This window comes from Agromyces sp. NPDC058136 (assembly GCF_042884375.1).
Lineage (GTDB): Bacteria > Actinomycetota > Actinomycetes > Actinomycetales > Microbacteriaceae > Agromyces.
Genome location: NZ_JBHVUA010000001.1, coordinates 496,549 through 516,043, shown reverse-complemented (window position 1 = coordinate 516,043; position 19,495 = coordinate 496,549). Strand labels below are relative to the sequence as shown.

Sequence of the window (19,495 nt, the reverse complement as noted above, 5' to 3'; positions counted from 1 at the left end):
GCGGAGGTGAAGGCGAGCGGCGCTCCCTACCGGTCGCGAGTCGACGAACTCCCCGGCTCGTCCGCCCGACGCCCCAACCCCGCATCGCGCGCCGCGATGACCGCTTCGGCGCGCCCCGAGACCTGCAGCTTCGTGAAGATGTTCGACACGTTGTTGCGCACGGTCTTCGGGGAGAGGAAGAGATGCTCGGCGATGTCGCCGTTCGAGCGGCCCGAGGCGACGAGCTCGAGGATCTCGCGCTCGCGGCCGGTCAACTGCGGGAATGCGACGGGGTCGGCGGCGACGGGCGGGCGGGCGAAGAACTCGGCGACGCGTGCGGCGATGCGCGGGCCGAAGATCGCGTCGCCGCCGGCGACGGCGCGGATCGCCCGCGAGATGTCGTCCTGGCCCGACCCCTTGAGCAGGTAACCGCGGGCGCCGGCGCGCATCGCGTCGAACACGGTCTCGTCGGCCTCCGACATGGTGAGCACGATGATGCCGACGGCCGGATGCTTCGCGGTGATGCGGCGCGTGGCCTCGATGCCGTCCATCCGCGGCATCTGAACATCCATCACGATCACGTCGGGGGAGTCCGCGTCGGCGGCGGCGACCGCTTCGAGTCCGTCGGCGGCGGTGCCGACCACGTCGAGGCCGTCGATCGAGCGCAGCAGCACGGCGAGGCCGTCGCGGTAGACCGGGTGATCGTCGACGAGCAGCACGCGGATGGCGGGCGAGGCGGCGGGTTCAGGCATCGGCGGTGACCTCGTTCTCGACGACGGGGCTGGGCAGGGGCAGGGCGGCGCGCACCACGGTGCCGCCGCGGTCGCGGTCGGTGACGTCGAGGGTACCGCCGAGCTCGACGGCGCGCTCGCGCATCGAGAGGAGGCCGACGCCGGCGGGCGCGTCGGCCGCGACCCCGCGGCCGTCGTCGGCGACCTCGACGAGGAGGCGGCCGTGCGCGTGCGCGAGGCGCACCCAGGCGCGACGGGCCTGCGCGTGGCGCTGCACGTTCACGAGCGCCTCGGTGACGATGCGGTAGGCCGCGACCTCGACGGCGGCGGGCAGCCGCTGGGGCAGCTCGCACGTCGCGGTGACCTCGAACTCGCCGCCGAAGCGGCGGCACAGCTGCTCGACGGCCCCCGCGAGCCCGACGTCGTCGAGCGACGGCGGCCGCAGGTCGTGCGCGAGCCGGCGGATCTCGCCCACCGCGAGCTGCAGGTCTTCGGCGGCCGAGGCGAGCAGCCGGTCGGCTTCAGCGGGGTCAGCCGCGCCGACGTTGCGGGCCGCCTCGATGCGCAACTGCACTCCGGCCAGTTCGGGGCCGAGCCCGTCGTGCAGCTCGCGGCGCATGCGCCGGCGCTCGTCCTCGCGGGTGTTCACGAGTTCGACGCGGATCCGCTGCAGTTCGTCGCTCAGCGTGCTCGCCCGAACCGAGGACGCCGCGTGGCGCACGAGGTCGGTGAGCAGCCGCTCGTCGCCGGGGGAGAGGCGGGCCCGCCGGCCGGGCGTCATCTCGAGATGCCCGATGCGCTCGTCGCGGTACACGAGCGGAATCGACTCGATCCGCTCGCCCGGTGTGCCGTGCCGTGCGCTCAGCGTGCCGCCGTCGGGCGTCTCGACCGCGACCTCGACGTACGGCGCGGCGAACGCGGCCGCGATCGACGCGGCGAGCGACTGCAGCTGGTCGCCCGGCTCAGCGGCCGCCTCGAGGCGCGCCGCGAGCGACGACACGACCCCGTACGGGTCGCCGCGCCGACCGTTCACGAGCCGGTTCGCGAAGCCCAGAACGCGGTCGCGCAGCGGCAGGTACGCGAAGAGCACGATGAGCATCGCGGCGCCCGCGAGGGCCTGCTCCTCGACGAGTCCGCCGATCAGCGTGACGAGCAGCACGTCGACGACGACCACCGACAGTGCGACGAGCCCGTACACGACCGTCCAGCTGAGCAGCCGGTCGATGCGGTAGAGCCCGCGCCGGGTGACGGCGACGATGATCGACGCGCAGATCACGGCGGTGCCGACGATGATCGTCGCCTGCCCGAGGTGGTAGGGCAGCAGGGTCGCGGCGATCACGAAGAGCGCGGCGTAGACGATGCCGGCCCACACGATCCACTTCAGCTGGCGCCGCAGCTCGGGCCCCGCGCCGATCATGCGCCCGAGCAGCACGACCGCGGTGAGCACCACGCTCGTGATGATGAGCGGCATCCAGAACAGGCCCGTCCACCGCCAGAACGCGGCGGGAAGGTCGAGCCCCCACTCGCCCTGCGACCACCCGAGCAGCCGCGGGTCGGGGCTCCCGAACACCGCGCGCGCCACCCGCCACGGCATCGCCACGTCGACCGCGACGATGAAGGCGTTGAGCGCCGCGGCGACGATCGCGACGATGCGCAGCGGCCCTCGCGGAAACCGGCCGTCGGGGAAGAGCAGCAGCGCGAACGGCAGCGCGAGGAACGACACGACCGAGAGCCGCTGCGTGAACACGAACGCCTCGGCGAGCAGGGGCGCATCCGGCTGGAGGAGCACGCCGTGGTTGAGCCATGCGAGCGCGAGCCCGTCGATCGCGGCGAGCAGCCCGCCGGCGGTGAGCACGACGGGCACCGGATGCCACGACAGCCGCGCGAGCAGCAGCGCCCCCGTGGCGCCCAGGACGAGCCCGCGCCACGCACCGACCCAGCCGGGCGCCGAGGGGATCTCCTGCCCGGTGCGGGCCGTCACGACGTCGAGCACGAGCGCCGCGACCGCGCACACGAGCACCACGGCGAACGCGGCGACCGCAGTCGCGCGTGCCGCGGGCAGTGCACGGGGCGGGCGCATGGCTCCATCGTGGCAGCGCACGGCGCGTCTGTCTCGGGTCGGATGTCCCGGATCGCCCGGGACATCGACGGGTCGAACCGGGGCGCCCCGGCTCTGGGCGCCCGGGACGACGCGCCGCGAGGCTCGGAGAGCGCCGGAACCGGCGCGCCGCGAAGCATCCGAGAGGAACCGAACCATGACCGTGCAGACCCCGCCCACCGCGCGTACCGACGCGCCCCCGATGCCCGCCCGACCGGTCGCAGCCGCGGCCGTCGAACAGCGGGTGACCCCGCTGCAGTTCCGGCTCGCCGGCGTCGCGGCATTCGTGCTGCTCGGCGTCGCCGCGCTGTTCACCGCACTGCCCTGGCCGATCGACGCCGACGGATACCTCGGTGACGACGTCGCCGCCGTCACCAGTGCGGCGAGCCTCGCGGTGGTCATCGGCATCGCCCTGCGCGGCGGCGCCTTCGGCACGGGCCGCGGCTGGCGGGCGACCGGAGCGGTCGCACTCGCCGCCCTGCTCGGGTCGACCGCGTTCCTCGCGATCGGGCCGTTGCTGCCCGAGGCGCTGCTCGAACGCATCGAGCTCGTCACCTCGCCGCTCGTGCTCGGCGCGTTCTGGCTCGCCGCCGTCGGCATCCTCACCGTCGGCCGGTGGCGCGGGCCGGCGCGTGCACTGCCGTTCCTCACTGCGAGCTGGCCGATGAGCGTCGTCGGCGTCGTGCTCTTCGGCGGCGCCGAGGTCGGCGAAGCCGCGTGGCTCGCCTACGTCATCCACCTCGGTGTCGGGCAGGCGCTCACTGCCATCGCCCTCATCGTCGACGCGCGCCGCCTCGCCGCTGCGAGCCGAGCCGCATGACGACACCGACCGCGTCGGCGGGCACCCGGATGAATAGACTCGGGGAATGCCCGCCGACGCAACCGCCCCGCTCGACCTGACCGCAGACTCCGTCGCCATCACCCAGGCGATCTGCGACATCCCGAGCGAGTCGGGCGATGAGGCGCACCTGGCCGATCTCATCGAGCGGGCGCTCGCCGGGGCATCCCACCTCGAGATCATTCGCGACGGCGACACGATCGTCGCCCGCACGAACCTCGGGCGCGACCGCCGCGTCGTCATCGCCGGCCACATCGACACCGTGCCGATCAACGGCAACGTGCCGACCCGCTTCGAGACGATCGACGGCATCGAGTACCTGTGGGGGCGCGGCACCGTCGACATGAAGGCCGGCGTCGCGGTGCAGTTGAAGCTCGCACTCGAGCTCACCGACCCCGTCGTCGACCTCACCTGGATGTGGTACGACAACGAAGAGGTCGCCGCCGACCTCAACGGCCTCGGGCGCCTCTCGCGCAATCGGCCCGAACTCTTCACCGGCGACTTCGCCATCCTCGGTGAACCCTCGAACGGGCAGGTCGAGGGCGGCTGCAACGGCACCCTCCGCGCCGAGGTGCGCACGCGCGGGCTGCGGGCGCACTCGGCGCGCAGCTGGGTGGGCGACAACGCCATCCACAAGCTCGCCCCCGCCCTCACCCGCCTCGCCGCGTACGAGGCCGCCACCGTCGAGGTCGACGGGCTCGCCTACCGCGAGGGCCTCAACGCGGTGCTCGTGCACGGCGGTGTCGCGGGCAACGTCATCCCCGACGAGGCCGTGCTCACCGTGAACTACCGTTTCGCGCCGAGCCGCAGCGTCGACGAGGCATCCGCCCATGTCCGCGAGGTCTTCGACGGCTTCGACGTCGAGATCGTCGACAGCGCAGAAGGGGCGAGGCCCGGCCTCGACGCACCGCTCGCGCAGCAGTTCGTCGCCGCCGTCGGCGCCGAGGCGAAACCCAAGTACGGGTGGACGGACGTCGCCCGCTTCAGCGCCCTCGGCATCCCCGCCGTGAACTTCGGCCCCGGCGACCCGCTCAAGGCGCACGCCGACGATGAGCGCGTCGCGCTCAGCCAGATCGTCGACGGCGAGCGCGCCCTGCGGGCGTGGCTCACGGGCGCCCCGGCCGCCGACGCCTGACCCCGTGAGCTCGCCGAGCGCCGTGCGCGCGCCCGACCCGCACCGGGCGACCCGCCGCTCGCCGCGCGTGCGCTGGCGGCTCGCACCCTGGTGGGCGAAGGTGACCGCGGTCTACCTCGCCGCGCGCGTGCTGACGACGCTCATGGTGCTCGAGGTCGCCACCCGGCAAGGCCCCAACTCGTGGACGGACGCCGCGCCCGACTACCTCTCCTTCGCGAACACGTGGGACGCCCGCTGGTACCAGATCATCTGGATCGCCGGCTACCCGAACGAGCTCCCCATCGGCGACGACGGCCACATCGGCGAGAACGCGTGGGCGTTCCTGCCGGTCTACCCGATGCTGACGGGCCTGTTGACGTGGCTCGGGCTGCCGTGGAACGCGGCATCCGTCGCCGTCGCCGTGCTCGCCGGCCTCGGCGCCGCGCTCGTCCTCCACCGGCTCATGTCGCGGTTCCTCGAGCCCGACCGTGCGATCTTCGCCGTCGTGCTCTTCGCGATCGCGCCCGTCTCACCGATCATGCAGTTCGGCTACGCCGAATCGCTCGGGTTCCTCTGGATCGCGCTCGCACTGCTCCTCCTCGTCGATCGACGGTACGGATGGCTCGTGCCCGTCGTCGCGGCGTGGGCGTTCACGCGCCCCGGGGCGCTCGCATTCGCGCTCACGCTCGCCCTCCACTTCTGCTGGCGGTGGTGGCACCGCGCCGACGACCCGTTCCCGCTGCGGACGCAGCTCGCGGTGATCGGGCTCGGGCTCTTCACCGCCGCCGTCGGCTTCGCGTGGCCGCTCATCGTCTGGGCCGTCACGGGGGTGCCCGACGGCTACACCGCCACCGAACTCGCGTGGCGTGCCGGCTACATCGGGCATCAGGAGCTCGTGCCGTTCACCGCCTGGTTCCAGGGCGGGGTGTGGTGGGCGAACTGGATCGGGATGCCCGCGTGGTTCGGCATCGGGGCGGTCGTGCTGCTCGTGGTGGCGTTCGGGGCGGTGCTGTTCCTGCCGGCCGTACGCCGGCTCGGCGTCGACCTCCGCTTCTGGCTCGCGAGCTACGCGCTGTACCTGCTCGCGGTGTTCTTCCCGCAGTCGTCGACGTTCCGCATCGTGTCGCCGCTGTTCCCGATCGTCGGCGCGCTCGCCGTGCCGCGGGCGCGCTGGTACCGCTGGTCGATCGTGTTGCTCTTCATTGCGCTGCAATACGCGTGGATCGCGCTCGTCTGGCGCATCGACGCCTACGACTGGTCCCCGCCCTGATTCAGGCAGGAAACCTGACGTTTCGCGGGGGAGCGCGCGGATGAACAGGCGCTGAATACCCCCGACGGGTTATCCACAATCTCGGGGTGATTTCCCAGCACCGCGACAAATGTCCGATAATGGAATCTCAGCCACGAAAGGGGAGCTCAATGGCGGCCATGAAGCCACGCACCGGAGACGGGCCTATGGAGGCTGTGAAGGAGGGTCGACTCATCATCGTGCGCGTGCCGCTCGAAGGCGGCGGTCGACTCGTCGTCTCGGTGAACGACGCTGAGGCCAAGGAGCTCTACGACGTCCTCGCCGGCGTCGTGAACCCTGCCTGAGTCACGCACCACGATCGCGAGCCCCGAGAACGATCTCGGGGCTCGAGTCGTTAACCGGCGGAATCGGTGGTCGAGCAGCGCAGTGCATCGAGAGCGGACGTGTCGGTCTCGAGACGCTTCGCTGCTCGACCGACCGCGGGTGCGCTCAGGCGCCGAGCTTGACGATCTGCAGGAGGCCCTCGCCCGCGGGCGAGATCGCCGTCGCGACGGCCGTCGAGGGGGCGAGCTCGGCGATGAGCGTGCGGAACGCGCTCGCCGCCTCGTCGCGCTTGGCCGGGTCGGCGACGCGGCCCTTCCACAGGGCTCGCGCCACGAGCACGCTGCCGCCGGGCTTCGCGAGCCGCAACCCGTGCTCGGCGTACTCGATCACCGAGGGTGCATCCGCGTCGATGAAGACGATGTCGTACGAGCTCTCGTTCATGCGCGGCAGCACCTCGCTCGCGCGCCCCGCGATGAGTCGCACGCGGGCCGCCGCGATGCCCGCGTCGGCGAAATGCTGGCGGGCGTGCTGCTGGTACTCGTTCTCGGTGTCGATCGAGGTGAGCAGCGCGTGGCGGGCCGCCTGCAGCATCCAGAGGCCCGAGACGCCGACGCCGGTGCCGACCTCGATGATCGAACTCGCGCGCGACGCGGCCGCGATGACGGCGAGCTGGGCGCCCATCGCGGGGGAGACCGGGTCGACGCCGAGCTCGAGCGACTGCTGACGCGCCTTGACGACGGCATCGGACTCGACGACCGACTCGTCGACGTACTTCCAGTTCAGGTCGTGATCGGACACGTGGCGGCTCCCGGGGTCTCTCAGCACCCCAGCCTAGAGGGCGTCACGCGTGGCGTTCGCATGCCTCGCCGCCGACTATCCTGTAGGCATGTTCGGTCTGACGTTCGAGAAGCTCCTCATCATCGGGGTGATCGCCGTCTTCCTGCTCGGTCCCGAGCGTCTTCCGCACTACGCGGCGCAGCTCGGTCGACTCGTGCGCTCGCTGCGCGACATGGCGAACGGTGCGAAAGACCGCATGCGCGAAGAGATGGGCCCCGACTTCGACGACGTCGACTGGCAGAAGCTCGACCCTCGCCAGTACGACCCGCGCCGCATCATCCGCGAGGCGCTGAGCGATGCCGACCCGTTCGCCGACGCGCCGGCCGCCGCCGCCCCCGTCGTCGCCCGCGCCGGCGTCAACGAGAACTCCGCCTACCTGCAGCGCAAGCGCAAGCGCGAGGCCCTCGGAGCGGGCGAGCCCGCGCCGTTCGACTCAGAAGCCACCTGAGCGCGCCACGCGGCGCCTGAGCGCGGAGCGCGGCGCCCAGTGGCCACGTGCGGGCGCCCGCAGTGCGGCGCCCGCAGCGCACCGCTCAGGCGCGGCCGATGGCCTTCAGCGCCCGGGCGAGCAGGAGCAGCAGCGGAGCCTTCGCCTCGTACTCCTCGGACGTGCGGGGCAGCTGCAGGAGCCCCGTCGTCTGCGAGATCGTGATCGGCTCGACGAAGCGCAGCAGGCCGGCCTCGCCGTTGCGGCGGCCGACGCCCGACTGCTTGACCCCGCCCATGGGCGCGGCGACCGAGGAGAACGCGCCCCGGTAGCCCTCGTTGACGTTGACGCTGCCGGCCGCGAGGGCGTCGGCGATGCGCTGCCCGCGGCGGGGCGAGGAGGTGAACACGGCCGCGTTGAGGCCGTATTCGCTCGCGTTCGCGGCGAGCACCGCCTCGTCGTCGCTCGAGACGAGGTAGAGCGAGGCGATGGCGCCGAAGGTCTCCTCCGCGTAGACGCTCATCTCGGGGGTGACGCCCGTGAGGATCGTCGGCTCGAACACCCACGGCCCGAGGTCGGGGCGGTGCTTGCCGCCGACGAGCACGGTCGCGCCCTTCGCGACGGCGTCGGCGAGGTGCGCCTCGACGCGGGCGAGCTGCGCGGCGCTCGCGAGCGAGCCGAAGTCGGCGCCGAACCCGAGCGCGGTGCCGAGCTTCGCGGTGCGGAGGCGTTCGACGAGGACGCGTTCGAACGGGCCTGCGATCTTGCGGTCGACGTAGATGCGCTCGATGGAGACGCAGAGCTGGCCCATGGCCGAGAAGCAGGCGTGGGCGGCGTTCGCGGCGGCCGTGGCGGGGTCGGCGTCGTCGAGCACGAGCAGCGCGTTCTTGCCGCCGAGCTCGAGGGAGGCGCCGACGAGGCGGCGGCCGGCCTTCTCGGCGATCCGGCGCCCGGTCGCGGTCGAGCCGGTGAAGCAGATGTAGTCGGCCTCGTCGGTGAGGGCTTCGCCGACCTCGGCGGCGTCGCCCGTGACGACCGCCCAGAGCGACTCGGGCACTCCCGCGTCGATGAAGGCGCGGCGGAGCGCGAGGATCGACAGCGCACCCTGGTCGTCGGCCTTCTGCACGACGGCGCAGCCGGCGGCGAGGGCGGGCACCACGTCCATCGCGGCGAGGCTCAGCGCGTAGTTCCAGGGCGTGATGACGCCGACGACGCCCTTCGGGGCGAAGCGCACGCGCGTGGTCGCGACGGTCGGGAGGCCGGCGCGCACGGCGCGGCCGTGCAGCACCTTGCGGGCGGCGATCGCGTTGTAGCGCGTCACCGACACGGCCTGGAAGATCTCCTCGAAGCCCTGGCCGCGGGTCTTGCCGCTCTCGAGCTGGATGAGGTCGAGCAGCTCGTCGCGCCGTTCGAGGATGAGGTCGTGGGCCGCGAGCAGGATGCGCTTGCGGGCGGCGAAGCCGGCCCGCGCCCAGGACAGCTGGGCGAGGCGGGCACGGGCGATCGCGTCGCGCACGTCGTCGGCGCTCGATCGGGGCAGTTCGTGCAGTGTGTCGCCGGTCGAGGGGGTCGGCACGGCGAGCGTCTCTGAGCCCGAGGCGACGACATCGTCGGTGAGGCTGCGGGCGAGGTCGGAGAAGCCGGCGGGGGCGGTCTGGGCGCGCATTGGCACATTCTAGGACAGTTGTCCCAGTGTTCAGCAGTGTGAGTACACTTCCTCCATGACCGCAGCGGAGCGCCCTCTGTCCCGTGGCGTCGTGGCCCGCTATGCGATCGGATCGCTCGGCACCGGAGGCTTCGCGACGCTCCCCGGACTCGTCCTCGTCTACTACCTGACCGACACGCTCGGCGTGAGCGCCCTCATCGCGGGCCTCGTCGTCACCGCGGCGAAGGTCTGGGACGTCGTCATCGACCCGTGGATCGGCGCCCGCAGCGACCGCGCACTGCATCGTCGCGGCACGCGCCGGGTCGGCATGCTGGTCGGCGCGCTCGCGCTGCCCGTCGGTTTCGCGCTCACCTTCGCGGTGCCGCCGGGCGTGGGCCCCGTGGCATCCGGCAGTTGGGTCTTCATCGCCTTCCTCGCCACGGCGACGGCGTTCAGCCTCTTCCAGGTGCCGTACATCGCGCTGCCCGCCGAGCTCACTCCCGACTACGACGAGCGCACGCGCCTGCTGACGTGGCGCGTCGTGGTGCTCACCCTCGCGATCCTGCTGTTCGGCGCGGGCGGCCCCGAGATCCGTCGTGCGTTCGACGACGAGGTCACCGGCTACCTCGTGATGGCGGTCGTCGCGGGCCTCGTCATCGGGGTCGGCATGCTGATCGCCGCGAGCACGGCGAAACGGTCGGATGCCACGGCCGCAGGCCGCACGCCGCGCGACGAGCCGCACGCGGGCGAGGGGTACCGCGAGGGCTTCCGCGCGCTGGCGCGCAGCCTGCCGTTCCGGGTGCTGCTCGCGGTGTTCGTGCTGCAGGGGCTCGCGACGGGGCTCATGCTGGCCGGGGCGCAGTTCGTGGCGACCTGGGTGCTCGAGTCCGAGGCGGCGGTGACGCTGCTGTTCGTCGCGCTCATCGCACCCGCACTGCTCGTCGCACCCGCGTGGGGCGTGCTCGCCCGCCGGATCGGCAAGGAGCGCGCGTTCCGCATCGCAAGCGTCGTGTTCGCGGCGGCCACCCTCAGCATGGTGCTGCTCGTCTGGGTGCCGGGGCCGTGGGTGTACGCGCCCGTCGCGGTCGCGGGTGCCGCCTACGCGGGCATGCAGTCGCTGCCGATGGCGATGCTGCCCGACGTCATCTCGCACGACGCCCGCCTCACCGGGCGCGAGCGGGCCGGCAGCTTCGGCGGCGTGTGGACGGCGGGGGAGACCGCCGGCATGGCGCTCGGCGCGACGCTGCTCACCCTCATGCTCGCGGCGACCGGCTACCTCGAGTCGACGGGCGCCGAGACGGTCGAACAGGCCCCCGCCGCGGTCGCGGGCATCGCGCTGTCGTTCAGCCTCGTGCCCGCACTGCTCGTCGCGGTGAGCGTCGTCGTGCTGCGCCGCTACCCCCTGCGGCGGAGCGACGTGAACGTCGACGCGGGCCCCGCGGAGGCCGGGGACGCCGGAACGACCGGCACCGCCAGCACCACCAGCACCACCAGCACCACCGATGGGAGCACCCGATGAGCGGGTTCCGCCGCGAGGCATCCGACATTCTGCATGAGCTCGACGCGATGCGCGCCGCCGACGCCCCGACGCACGGCGGGCGCGTGCTCTCGTACGTCTACGACTCGGGGCTCGCCGAGCTCGACGAGCTCGCCGCCGAGGCGGCCCGGCGGGTGCAGCCCGTGAACGGGCTCGATCCGACGACGTTCGTCTCGGTCGCGGCGATGGAGCGCGGCGTGGTCGGGTTCGCGCGCCGGGTGCTCGGCGGGGCTCCCTCGGCCGACACGGCCGACACGGCCGACGGGGCCGAGCCCGCCGACGGCGGCGACGTCGTCGTCGGTTCGGTGACCTCGGGCGGCACCGAGAGCTGCCTGCTCGCCGTGAAGTCGGCGCGCGACGCGTGGCGCGCGGCCCGTCTCGGTTCGCCGCGGGTTCCGCGGCTCGTGGCGCCGGTGACGGTGCATGCGGCGTTCCACAAGGCGGCGCACTACTTCGGCCTCGAGCTCGACCTCGTGCCCGTCGACCCGTCGACCGGCACCCTCGCGCCCGCTGCGATCGAGGAGCGGCTCGGCGACGACGTCGCCCTCGTCGTGCTGAGCGCCCCGTCGTACCCGTTCGCGAGTCTCGACCCGATCGCCGACGTCGCGGCGATCACGGCCGCGCGCGGCATCGCACTGCACGTCGACGCCTGCATCGGCGGTTTCGCGCTCGCGTTCTGGCCCGGAGCGCTGCCCGCGTGGGATCTCTCGGTGCCGGGCGTCACGAGCCTGTCGGCCGATCTGCACAAGTACGGGTACGCGCCGAAGGGCGCCTCGGTGCTGCTGACCCGCGGGCGCGACCGCCAGCGCCACCAGTACTTCGCCACCACCGGATGGCCCGGTTACCCCGTCGTGAACCCGACCATGACGGGCTCGAAGCCCGCCGGTCCGCTCGCCGCGGCGTGGGCGATCATCGAGGCGCTCGGCGAACCCGGGTTCGCCGAGCTCACCGCGCAGGCGGCGCGGGCGACCGCGGCCCTCCGCGCGACGATCGACGGCATCGAGGGGCTCCGGGTGGTCGGCTCGCCGACCGGTCCGCTGCTCGCGGTCGCCACCGACGAGGATGTCCCGGTCGCGTCGCGCGTCGACCCCCATCATTGGGCGGATGCCGCGCGCTCGGCCGGTTGGCAGCTGCAGCTGCAGCCCGGGCTCACCCAGCCCGACGGCACCCGGCTGCCGCACACGACGCACCTCACGGTGACGCCCGTCACCGAGCGGGTGGTGTCCGAGCTGACCGCGGCGCTCGTGGTCGCGGCCGACGCGGTGCGGGGCATCCCGCAGATCGACGGTGCGGTCGCGCTCGCCGGACTCGCCGAGGCGCTGCCGGGCTTCGGCGGCGACGGCGGCGGGGCCGACGGCGGGCTCGGCGCGCTCTCGAGCTCCGACGCGCTCGGGAGCCTCGCCGCGGGTCTCGACTCCGACACGGCCGCGGCGATCCTCGAGGCCGCCGGGCTCCTCGGCGGCGCAGGCGCCCTGCCCGATCAGCTCGCCCCGGTGCTCGCGCTCGTCGAGGCGCTGCCCGGGCCGCTCACCGAGCGGCTGCTCGTCGAGCTCCTCGCGCGCGTCGTCGAGCCGCCCGTTGCGGTCTGACGCGCCGCCGCGTGGCGCGCACCGAACCGGATTCCGGCGACTGAGGCAGAAACGCTCGGCATTCGGACGCCGGAACGGGGTTCAGCCGTGGACGGGCCCTACTGCAACCCGCAGCGCTCGGTGACGTAGTCGTAGAGCTCCGCCTTCAGCGCGTCGGACGACGGACGGTCGATCAGGCCCGTCCGCCCGTCGCCCGTGGCGACGACGAACGCGAGGATGGTGCCGCGCTTGTCGTCGGCGAGCACGTGCGGGTCGCAGCGCGCCGGCCGCACGGCGAGCGGCACGACCACGGGTGCATCGCCGGGGGCGAAGGCGAGGTCGAGCGGCCAGTCGGTGCCCGCCTCGTTGCCGAGCAGCGTCGAGCCGCGTACGAGCGAGATCGTGAGCGAGCCCGCTCCCGACGGTGCAGGGTCGACGGTGACGTCGATCCACGCGCGCTGGGCGGCCCCCTCGCCCTCGACGCGGAGGTGCTCGGGCATCGCGATCGTCGCGACCTCGTCGACCGAGGACTCGAGGCAGTCGCCGGCGACGATTCGGGGGAGCGTGTCGAAGGGGTCGTCGGGCGTCAGTTCGCCGGCGAAGTCGCCCGGGTCGGTCTCGACGCGGCCCCGCAGGCGCACGAGCGGTTCGTCGGCATCGGCGTCCGCGTCGGCCGCGGCGTCGCCGACCGCCGCGCAGCCGGGCGGCGGCAGCTCGAGCCGCAGGTCGATCGCGTCGTCGGCCGACAGCTCGACCCGGTCGTCGTACTCGAGCACGGCGCCGAGCGCCGGCACCTCGAGCTGCACCCAGGTGATCGACACGGGGGCGGGGCCGGCGTTCTCGAGGTGCACCACGATCCGTCGCGCCTCGACGTCGAGCCGACCCTGCTGCACGCCCGCGCTGAGGCCCGCAGGCAGCGGCAGCGGGTCGGGGTCGTCGATCACCGGCGCGCTGCACGCCGCGAGCGCGCCGAGCATGGCGAACGCCGCCACCAGTGCGGGCCACGCACGCCGCCGAGCGGCAGCAGCACGTGGCATCCGGCTCACCTCACCGAGACGTCGAGCCGCCGGCCGGCGAGCGAACGCGGCATCGCCGAGAGCTGCGCGGCCACCTGCTCGATCGCGCGCGCCGCGGGGTCGTCGGGCGCGGCGACGACGACGGGCACGCCCGAGTCGCCGCCCTGCCGCAGCGCCATGCTGAGCGGCACGCTCGCGAGGAGCGGCACCGCCGCCGCCTCGGTCGAGAGCCGGGATGCCACGAGCTCGCCGCCGCCCGAACCGAAGAGCTCGAGCAGGGTGCCGTCGGGCTGCACGAGCGCCGCCATGTTCTCGACCACTCCGACGATGCGCTGGCCCGTCTGGCGGGCGACGACGCCCGACCGCTCGGCGACGTCGGCGGCAGCAGCCTGCGGGGTCGTCACGACGACGACCTCGGCGTTCGGCAGCAGCTGCCCCAGGGAGATCGCGATGTCGCCGGTGCCGGGCGGCAGGTCGACGAGCAGCACGTCGAGGTCGCCGAAGTACACGTCGGTGAGGAACTGCGAGAGCGTGCGGTGCAGCATCGGCCCGCGCCACGCGACCGCCGTGGAGGAGGCGCGTTCGCCGGGGGCCGCGGGCTCGACGAACATGCCGATCGAGATGACCTTCACGCCGTGCGCGACGGGCGGCAGGATCATGTCGTTCACCTGCGTCGGCCGCGCGGCGAGCCCCTCGTCGTCGACGAGCCCGAGCAGGCCCGGGATCGAGAAGCCGTGCACATCGGCGTCGACGAGCCCGACCGAGAGCCCGCGTGCGGCGAGCGCCACCGCGAGGTTCGCCGTGATCGTCGACTTGCCGACGCCGCCCTTGCCGCTCGTCACCGCGATCACGCGCGTGAGCGAGCCCGGGCCGAACGGGTTCGTGCGGGCACGGCCGCCGCGCAGGCGTTCGGTGAGCGCGGTGCGCTGCTCGGGCGTCATCACCGAGAGCTCGACGTCGGCATTGCCCGCCCCGGCCACCGTCTCGGCGGCCTGCCGCACGTCGCGTTCGATGCGGTCGCTCGCGGGGCATCCGACGATCGTCAGGCGAATGCCGACCTCGACGCGGCCGCCCTCGCCCTCGACGACGCGGTCGACCATGTCGAGCTCGGTGATGGGCTTGCGGATCTCGGGGTCGATGACCGACTCGAGGGCGCGCAGGACGGCCTGTTCGAGCGGCGAAGCGGCGGGTGCGCCCTCAGCCGGCATGCTCGGCCTCCTCCTCGTCGCGGCGGTCGAGCTCGTCGAGGATCGACCGCAGCTCGGCGCGGATGAACTCCTTCGACGCGAGGTCCTTCACGGCGAGGCGGAGCGCCACGACCTCCCGAGCGAGGTACTCGGTGTCGGCGAGGTTGCGCTCCGCGCGCTGACGGTCCTGCTCGATCTGCACGCGGTCGCGGTCGTCCTGCCGGTTCTGCGCGAGCAGGATGAGCGGCGCCGCATACGACGCCTGCAGCGAGAGCGCGAGCGTCAGCGCGGTGAAGCCGATCGCGACCGAGTCGAAGCGCAGGGGCTCGGGCGCGAAGGTGTTCCACGCCATCCACACGACGGCGAACACGGTGAGCCCGAGGAGGAACCCGGGGGTGCCCATGCCGCGCGCCACCCACTCGGTGAAGCGGCCGAAACGGTCGTTGTCGCCCGACCCTCCGCGGAAGGGGGCATTGCGGCGGGTGCCCTTCGGTGTGTCGAACCGGCGGTCTTCAGACTCAGCGCGTGCCATCTGCTCCCCTCCTTCCGTATGGGATCGGGATGCTTCCCGTCGTCAGCTGCGCCCGCGCGGTACTGCGCTTGGCCAGCTCGCCTTCTTCTGGGTGACTTCGCCAGTCATCGGGCAACAGGTAGTCGAGCACGTCGTCAATCGTCACCACCCCGACGAGTCGATGTTTCTCGTCGACGACCGGCACCGAGACCAGGTCGTAGCTCGCGAGGATGCGGCTGACCTCGGCGGCCGAGGTGTCGGCCGTCACCGGTTCGAGCCCCTGGTCGATGAGGGTGCCGAGGCGTTCGTGCGGCGGGTAGCGGAGCATGCGCTGGAAGTGCACGATGCCGAGGAACCGGCCCGTCGGCGGCTCGTACGGCGGCAGCGTCACGCAGACCGCGGCGCCGAGCGCCGGCGGCAGGTCGTGGCGGCGGATGAGCGCGAGCCCCTCGGCGACGGTCGCGTCGGCCGAGACGATGATCGGCTCGGTCGTCATGAGACCGCCGGCCGTGTCGGGGCCGTAGGAGAGGAGGAAACGGACGTCCTCGGCCTCCTCGGGTTCCATGAGCTCGAGGAGGTGCTCGCCGCGCTCTTCGGGAAGCTGTGCGATGAGGTCGGCGGCGTCGTCGGGCTGCATGTGGTCGAGCACGTCGGCGGCGCGGTCGTCGCCGAGGCCCGCGAGGATGATCACCTGGTCGGACTCGGGCATCTCCTCGAGCACGTCGGCGAGGCGGTCGTCGGGCAGCTCTTCGGCGACCTCCTGGCGCCGCTGCGCGGGCAGGTCGAGCAGGGTCGAGGCGAGGTCGGCGGGCTTCAGCTCGGAATACGTCGCGATGAGCTGCTCGGCCGACTGGGCCTCGCCCTTCGACGTCTGCTCGCGCACCTCGCGCCACGTGACGTAGGCCGACTGCCCCTTCGAGAACGGGGAGGCGCCCTTGGGTCGACGCACGAAGAGCTGGTCGACCTCCCACTCGCCGGGCTCCTGCTCCTCGATCGCGACGTCTTCGATCGTGGCCGTGCCGGAGCCGTCGTTGAAGAGCACCTTGCGGCCGAGCATCTCGGCGATGACGCGCACCTCGCCGCCGCGCTGCTCGAAGCGGCGCAGGTTGATGAGACCGGTCGTGATGATCTGGCCGCCGCCGATCGAGGTGACGCGACCGATCGAGACGAACACGCGGCGCTTGCCGGGGATCTCGACGATGAGCCCCACGACCCGCGGAGGGTCGCTCTTCCGGTACACGACGAGGACGTCGCGCACCTTGCCGACCCGATCCCCGTTGGGGTCGAAGACGGCGCACCCGGCCAGTCGGGCGACGAAGACTCTCGTGGCGCTCACGAATCCAACTTAGTCCCCGGATGCGACGTGGCGGGCCGACGAAGACGCTCGTGGCGCTCACGAATCCAACTCAGACCCGGGATGCCCCGGCGCGGGCCTCTTCCGGCCGTGCTGCACCGCGACGTGGGAGAATGGGCCGGTGAGCAACCAGACGCAGTTCGGCGGCCGTGGCGGCCGCGAGATCCCGACCCTGCCGAAGGGCGAGACCGTCGCGAGCTTCGAGACCTACGCCGAGGCGCAGGCCGCGGTCGACCGGCTCTCGAAGGCCGAGTTCCCCGTGAAGGAGCTGGCGATCGTCGGCACCGACCTCACGAGCGTCGAGCGCATCACGGGCAAGCTCACCTGGAGCCGCGCGGCGGGCGCAGGTGCCCTGTCGGGGGCGTGGTTCGGTCTCTTCCTCGGCCTGCTGTTCTTCATCTTCGCGCCGAGCGGCGCCTCGCTCGGCATCCTCGGGGCGGCCGTCCTCATCGGTGCCGGTTTCGGCATGATCTTCAGCGTCGTGTCGTACTCGCTCAACCGTCGCCGTCGCGACTTCACCTCCGTCATGCAGGTGCTCGCCACCCGCTACGCGATCATCGCCGAGCCCGCGCACGTCGCGCGTGCGCGCACCGTGCTCGGCACGACGGGCGAGACGTTCGCCCCGGCGCCGGGCCACGCCCCGGCCGCCCCGCCCGCGCCGCCGGTCGTCCCGGCTGCGACCGGGTCGGGTCCGGATGCCACGGCGGCAACGCCGCCCGAGGGTGCCGACGAGGCATCCGCCCCCGTCGAGACGCCGCGCGGGCTGACGTACGGCGAGGCGCAGGACGCGGCCCGCCGCGCAGCGCGCGAGGCCCGCGAGGCCGAGCGCCGCGCGGCCGACGCCGGCGACGGCGGGGCCTGAGCCGTCAGCCGCGGCTGATCCCGGGCCTGACGCGCCGGTCGGCGCCGCTCACGCGCGGCGTACCCGGGGCTCGCGTCAGCCATCGCTGACCGCGCATCATCGAGGTCGACGCGGGAGGCCCCGGGTAGGTTCCCAGACTCGCGATATATCGTGTCGCCATGACGACCGGAGACGCGAACGAACGGCAGGGCCTCGAGGTCGAGATCGCCCGCGAGATCGCCGAGGGCGAGCGGGCCGATCGTCCGATCCAGCGCCTGCTCCGGGGCATCCGGGCGCGCCTCGAACAGCAGCCCGTGCTGCGCCGCGTCTACCGGGTGCTCGTCGCCGTGCTCGGCGGGGCGATCGCCGTCGGCGGCCTGCTGCTCGTCCCGCTGCCGGGGCCGGGCTGGCTCGTCGTCTTCCTCGGACTCGCCATCCTCGGCACCGAGTTCGCCTGGGCCAAGCGCCTCGCGGCGTTCATCAAGCGGCTGCTCGCCCGATTCTGGGCGTGGTGGCGGGCCCGCCGCGCAGCGCGCGCGGCGAACCCGACCGGGTGAGGCCGAGCCTCAGCGCTGCGCGCCCCGCACCCACGCCTCGACGGCGTCGACCGTGCGCGGGATGCGCACCGAGAGGTTCTCGGCGCCGTCGGCGGTGACGAGGATGTCGTCCTCGATGCGGACGCCGATGCCGCGGAACTCCTCGGGCACCGTGAGGTCGTCGGGCTGGAAGTACAGGCCCGGCTCGATCGTGAAGATCATGCCCGCCTCGATCACGCCGTCCATGTAGAGCTCGCGACGCGCCTGCGCGCAGTCGTGCACGTCGAGGCCGAGGTGGTGGCTCGTGCCGTGCACCATGTAGCGGCGGTGGAACTGGTTGTCGGGCTGGAGCGACTCTTCGGCCGACACCGGCAGGAAGCCCCACTCGGCCGTCTTCCGGGCGATGACCGCCATCGCCGCGGCGTGCACCTCGCGGAACACGATGCCCGGCTTCACGATCGCGAACGCCGCGTCGGCCGCCTCGAGCACGGCCTCGTACACCTGGCGCTGCACCGGCGAGAAGGTGCCGTTCACCGGGAAGGTGCGGGTGATGTCGGCCGTGTAGTACGAGTCCATCTCGACACCGGCGTCGAGGAGCACGAGGTCGCCGGGGACGACGGGGCCGTCGTTGCGGGTCCAGTGCAGGATCGTCGCGTGCGGGCCGGCCGCCGCGATCGAGCCGTAGCCGACGTCGTTGCCGTCGAGGCGGGCGCGGGTGGCGAAGACGCCCTCGATGACGCGTTCGCCGCGCACCTCGGCCGTGATGCGGGGGAGTTCGGCGAGCACCTCGCCGAAACCGCGTTCGGTCGCGTCGATCGCGGCGCGCATCTCGGCGATCTCGGCCGCGTCCTTCACGAGGCGGAGCTCGCTCGCGACGCGTGCGAGCTCGCCGTCGGGCGCGTGGTCGCCGCCCACCTCGAACGAGAACGCCGCGTCCTGCGCGTTCTCACTGAGCACGCGCTCGGCGGCGAAACGGATGCGGGCGTGGTCGACGCGCTCGGTGATCGCGGCGTCGGCCTCGCGGATGACGAGGGTCGCCGTGTCGACGGCGTCGATCACTCCGTCGAACTCGCGGATGTCACGGGTGGCGACCGCGAGGTCGGCCGCGACGTGCGCGAGCGAGGGCCGGGGGCCGATCCAGAACTCGCCGATCGCGGCGTTCGCGTAGAACTCCTCGGAGTCGCGGCCCGCTCGCTCGCGGAAGTAGATCGTCGCCTCGTGGCCGGCGTCGCCCGTCGGCTCGAGGACGAGGATCGCGCCCGGCTCGGAGTCCGAACCCCAAGCGGTGAGGTGCGCGAACGCCGAGTGCGCCCGGTACGGGTAGTCGGTGTCGTTCGCACGCTGCTTCATGTCGCCCGCGGGGATCACGAGGCGCTGCCCAGGGAACTCGGCCGAGACCTTCGCGCGGCGGGCTGCGGCGTTCGCCGCGTGCGGGCGCGCCTCGGGCAGCGCCTCCTCGCGCTCGGCCCAACCGGTGGAGATGAAGTCCTTGAAACCCTCCGAGCCCGGCGTCGTCGACCGGTTCGCGTTGCGGCCGGCTTCGTCGCCGTTCGTGGTGGCCGGAGCCGCGGTCTCGGTGGTGGAGGTGTCGCTGGTGTTCGCCATGCATCCATTCTCGCACCGGCGGTTGGAGGTCCGCTGGTCGAGGAGCGAGCGACAAGGCTGGGTCACCGGGTTTCGAGACGCGTCGCCGCTGCGCGTCG

18 protein-coding genes are annotated in these 19,495 nt (G+C 73.0%); 9 read left to right on the top strand and 9 right to left on the bottom strand.

The features are described from left to right. Positions 1–26 precede the first annotated feature (26 nt). Positions 27–731: a response regulator gene (locus ACFVTX_RS02370; protein WP_386897697.1), complete on the bottom strand. Its 705-nt coding sequence runs from the start codon at positions 729–731 to the stop codon at positions 27–29. Continuing rightward, positions 724–2,790: a sensor histidine kinase gene (locus ACFVTX_RS02365; protein ID WP_386897695.1), complete on the bottom strand. Its 2,067-nt coding sequence runs from the start codon at positions 2,788–2,790 to the stop codon at positions 724–726. Before ACFVTX_RS02365 ends, ACFVTX_RS02370 begins: the two co-directional genes overlap by 8 nt. A gap of 175 nt (positions 2,791–2,965) precedes the next feature. On the opposite strand from ACFVTX_RS02365, the gene ACFVTX_RS02360 reads away from it, so the two are divergent. The 4 genes from ACFVTX_RS02360 to ACFVTX_RS02345 all read left to right on the top strand — a co-directional run bounded on the left by ACFVTX_RS02360 (position 2,966) and on the right by ACFVTX_RS02345 (position 6,353). After that, the gene (locus ACFVTX_RS02360; RefSeq protein ID WP_386897694.1) at positions 2,966–3,628 is read left to right on the top strand and encodes a hypothetical protein; all 663 of its coding nucleotides are present in this window, start codon (positions 2,966–2,968) and stop codon (positions 3,626–3,628) included. Between the two features lie 46 nt (positions 3,629–3,674). After that, positions 3,675–4,781: a succinyl-diaminopimelate desuccinylase gene (dapE, locus tag ACFVTX_RS02355; protein WP_386897693.1), complete on the top strand. Its 1,107-nt coding sequence runs from the start codon at positions 3,675–3,677 to the stop codon at positions 4,779–4,781. Positions 4,782–4,785: 4 nt separating this feature from the next. Then, positions 4,786–6,030 carry a hypothetical protein gene (locus ACFVTX_RS02350; RefSeq protein WP_386897691.1) on the top strand — a complete coding sequence of 415 codons (1,245 nt, stop codon included), beginning with the start codon at positions 4,786–4,788 and terminating at the stop codon, positions 6,028–6,030. Between the two features lie 149 nt (positions 6,031–6,179). Next, positions 6,180–6,353: a DUF3117 domain-containing protein gene (locus ACFVTX_RS02345; protein ID WP_022890614.1), complete on the top strand. Its 174-nt coding sequence runs from the start codon at positions 6,180–6,182 to the stop codon at positions 6,351–6,353. A gap of 145 nt (positions 6,354–6,498) precedes the next feature. Here the strand turns inward: ACFVTX_RS02345 and ACFVTX_RS02340 are convergent, their stop codons facing one another. Then, the gene (locus tag ACFVTX_RS02340) at positions 6,499–7,131 is read right to left on the bottom strand and encodes an O-methyltransferase (protein ID WP_386897688.1); all 633 of its coding nucleotides are present in this window, start codon (positions 7,129–7,131) and stop codon (positions 6,499–6,501) included. Positions 7,132–7,219: 88 nt separating this feature from the next. Between ACFVTX_RS02340 and ACFVTX_RS02335 the strand changes: the two genes are divergently transcribed. Next, a complete protein-coding gene (locus ACFVTX_RS02335; protein WP_386897686.1) occupies positions 7,220–7,618 on the top strand; it encodes a sec-independent translocase in 399 nt (132 codons plus the stop codon). An 85-nt stretch (positions 7,619–7,703) separates the two neighbouring features. On the opposite strand, the gene ACFVTX_RS02330 is transcribed toward ACFVTX_RS02335, so the two are convergent. Continuing rightward, on the bottom strand, positions 7,704–9,263 hold the full coding sequence (locus tag ACFVTX_RS02330) for a succinic semialdehyde dehydrogenase (RefSeq protein ID WP_386897684.1): 1,560 nt from the start codon (positions 9,261–9,263) through the stop codon (positions 7,704–7,706). A 55-nt stretch (positions 9,264–9,318) separates the two neighbouring features. Between ACFVTX_RS02330 and ACFVTX_RS02325 the strand changes: the two genes are divergently transcribed. Both ACFVTX_RS02325 and ACFVTX_RS02320 read left to right on the top strand, forming a co-directional pair. After that, positions 9,319–10,761: an MFS transporter gene (locus ACFVTX_RS02325; RefSeq protein WP_386897683.1), complete on the top strand. Its 1,443-nt coding sequence runs from the start codon at positions 9,319–9,321 to the stop codon at positions 10,759–10,761. Beyond that, positions 10,758–12,368, top strand: a complete 1,611-nt coding sequence (locus ACFVTX_RS02320) for a pyridoxal phosphate-dependent decarboxylase family protein (RefSeq protein WP_386897681.1) — start codon at positions 10,758–10,760, stop codon at positions 12,366–12,368. Before ACFVTX_RS02325 ends, ACFVTX_RS02320 begins: the two co-directional genes overlap by 4 nt. A 98-nt stretch (positions 12,369–12,466) precedes the next feature. Here the strand turns inward: ACFVTX_RS02320 and ACFVTX_RS02315 are convergent, their stop codons facing one another. Genes ACFVTX_RS02315 through ACFVTX_RS02300 form a run of 4 tightly spaced genes read right to left on the bottom strand, consistent with a single transcriptional unit; the run spans position 12,467 to position 16,397 of the window. Further along, positions 12,467–13,384: a hypothetical protein gene (locus ACFVTX_RS02315; RefSeq protein ID WP_386897680.1), complete on the bottom strand. Its 918-nt coding sequence runs from the start codon at positions 13,382–13,384 to the stop codon at positions 12,467–12,469. 5 nt (positions 13,385–13,389) lie between these two features. Continuing rightward, a complete protein-coding gene (locus tag ACFVTX_RS02310) occupies positions 13,390–14,571 on the bottom strand; it encodes an Mrp/NBP35 family ATP-binding protein (protein ID WP_386897678.1) in 1,182 nt (393 codons plus the stop codon). Continuing rightward, a complete protein-coding gene (locus ACFVTX_RS02305) occupies positions 14,561–15,082 on the bottom strand; it encodes a DUF1003 domain-containing protein (RefSeq protein WP_386897677.1) in 522 nt (173 codons plus the stop codon). Before ACFVTX_RS02305 ends, ACFVTX_RS02310 begins: the two co-directional genes overlap by 11 nt. After that, positions 15,069–16,397: a magnesium transporter MgtE N-terminal domain-containing protein gene (locus tag ACFVTX_RS02300; protein WP_386897675.1), complete on the bottom strand. Its 1,329-nt coding sequence runs from the start codon at positions 16,395–16,397 to the stop codon at positions 15,069–15,071. Before ACFVTX_RS02300 ends, ACFVTX_RS02305 begins: the two co-directional genes overlap by 14 nt. A gap of 139 nt (positions 16,398–16,536) precedes the next feature. Here ACFVTX_RS02300 and ACFVTX_RS02295 point away from each other — a divergent pair, with 139 nt between their 5' ends. Beyond that, positions 16,537–17,277, top strand: a complete 741-nt coding sequence (locus ACFVTX_RS02295; protein WP_386897673.1) for a general stress protein — start codon at positions 16,537–16,539, stop codon at positions 17,275–17,277. 158 nt (positions 17,278–17,435) lie between these two features. Next, positions 17,436–17,813, top strand: coding sequence for a TIGR02611 family protein (locus tag ACFVTX_RS02290; RefSeq protein ID WP_386897671.1), 378 nt, complete (start codon positions 17,436–17,438; stop codon positions 17,811–17,813). 9 nt (positions 17,814–17,822) lie between these two features. Here ACFVTX_RS02290 and ACFVTX_RS02285 read toward each other — a convergent pair whose 3' ends face one another. Next, positions 17,823–19,397 carry an aminopeptidase P family protein gene (locus ACFVTX_RS02285; RefSeq protein WP_386897670.1) on the bottom strand — a complete coding sequence of 525 codons (1,575 nt, stop codon included), beginning with the start codon at positions 19,395–19,397 and terminating at the stop codon, positions 17,823–17,825. Positions 19,398–19,495 lie beyond the last annotated feature (98 nt).

What these genes read in the sequence shown, in the direction of transcription:
- ACFVTX_RS02370 (WP_386897697.1), bottom strand. Translation starts at nt 731, where the DNA reads ATGCCTGAACCCGCCGCCTCGCCCGCCATCCGCGTGCTGCTCGTCGAC.
- ACFVTX_RS02365 (WP_386897695.1), bottom strand. Translation starts at nt 2,790, where the DNA reads ATGCGCCCGCCCCGTGCACTGCCCGCGGCACGCGCGACTGCGGTCGCC.
- ACFVTX_RS02360 (WP_386897694.1), top strand. Translation starts at nt 2,966, where the DNA reads ATGACCGTGCAGACCCCGCCCACCGCGCGTACCGACGCGCCCCCGATG.
- dapE (WP_386897693.1), top strand. Translation starts at nt 3,675, where the DNA reads ATGCCCGCCGACGCAACCGCCCCGCTCGACCTGACCGCAGACTCCGTC.
- ACFVTX_RS02345 (WP_022890614.1), top strand. Translation starts at nt 6,180, where the DNA reads ATGGCGGCCATGAAGCCACGCACCGGAGACGGGCCTATGGAGGCTGTG.
- ACFVTX_RS02335 (WP_386897686.1), top strand. Translation starts at nt 7,220, where the DNA reads ATGTTCGGTCTGACGTTCGAGAAGCTCCTCATCATCGGGGTGATCGCC.
- ACFVTX_RS02330 (WP_386897684.1), bottom strand. Translation starts at nt 9,263, where the DNA reads ATGCGCGCCCAGACCGCCCCCGCCGGCTTCTCCGACCTCGCCCGCAGC.
- ACFVTX_RS02325 (WP_386897683.1), top strand. Translation starts at nt 9,319, where the DNA reads ATGACCGCAGCGGAGCGCCCTCTGTCCCGTGGCGTCGTGGCCCGCTAT.
- ACFVTX_RS02320 (WP_386897681.1), top strand. Translation starts at nt 10,758, where the DNA reads ATGAGCGGGTTCCGCCGCGAGGCATCCGACATTCTGCATGAGCTCGAC.
- ACFVTX_RS02315 (WP_386897680.1), bottom strand. Translation starts at nt 13,384, where the DNA reads ATGCCACGTGCTGCTGCCGCTCGGCGGCGTGCGTGGCCCGCACTGGTG.
- ACFVTX_RS02310 (WP_386897678.1), bottom strand. Translation starts at nt 14,571, where the DNA reads ATGCCGGCTGAGGGCGCACCCGCCGCTTCGCCGCTCGAACAGGCCGTC.
- ACFVTX_RS02305 (WP_386897677.1), bottom strand. Translation starts at nt 15,082, where the DNA reads ATGGCACGCGCTGAGTCTGAAGACCGCCGGTTCGACACACCGAAGGGC.
- ACFVTX_RS02290 (WP_386897671.1), top strand. Translation starts at nt 17,436, where the DNA reads ATGACGACCGGAGACGCGAACGAACGGCAGGGCCTCGAGGTCGAGATC.
- ACFVTX_RS02285 (WP_386897670.1), bottom strand. Translation starts at nt 19,397, where the DNA reads ATGGCGAACACCAGCGACACCTCCACCACCGAGACCGCGGCTCCGGCC.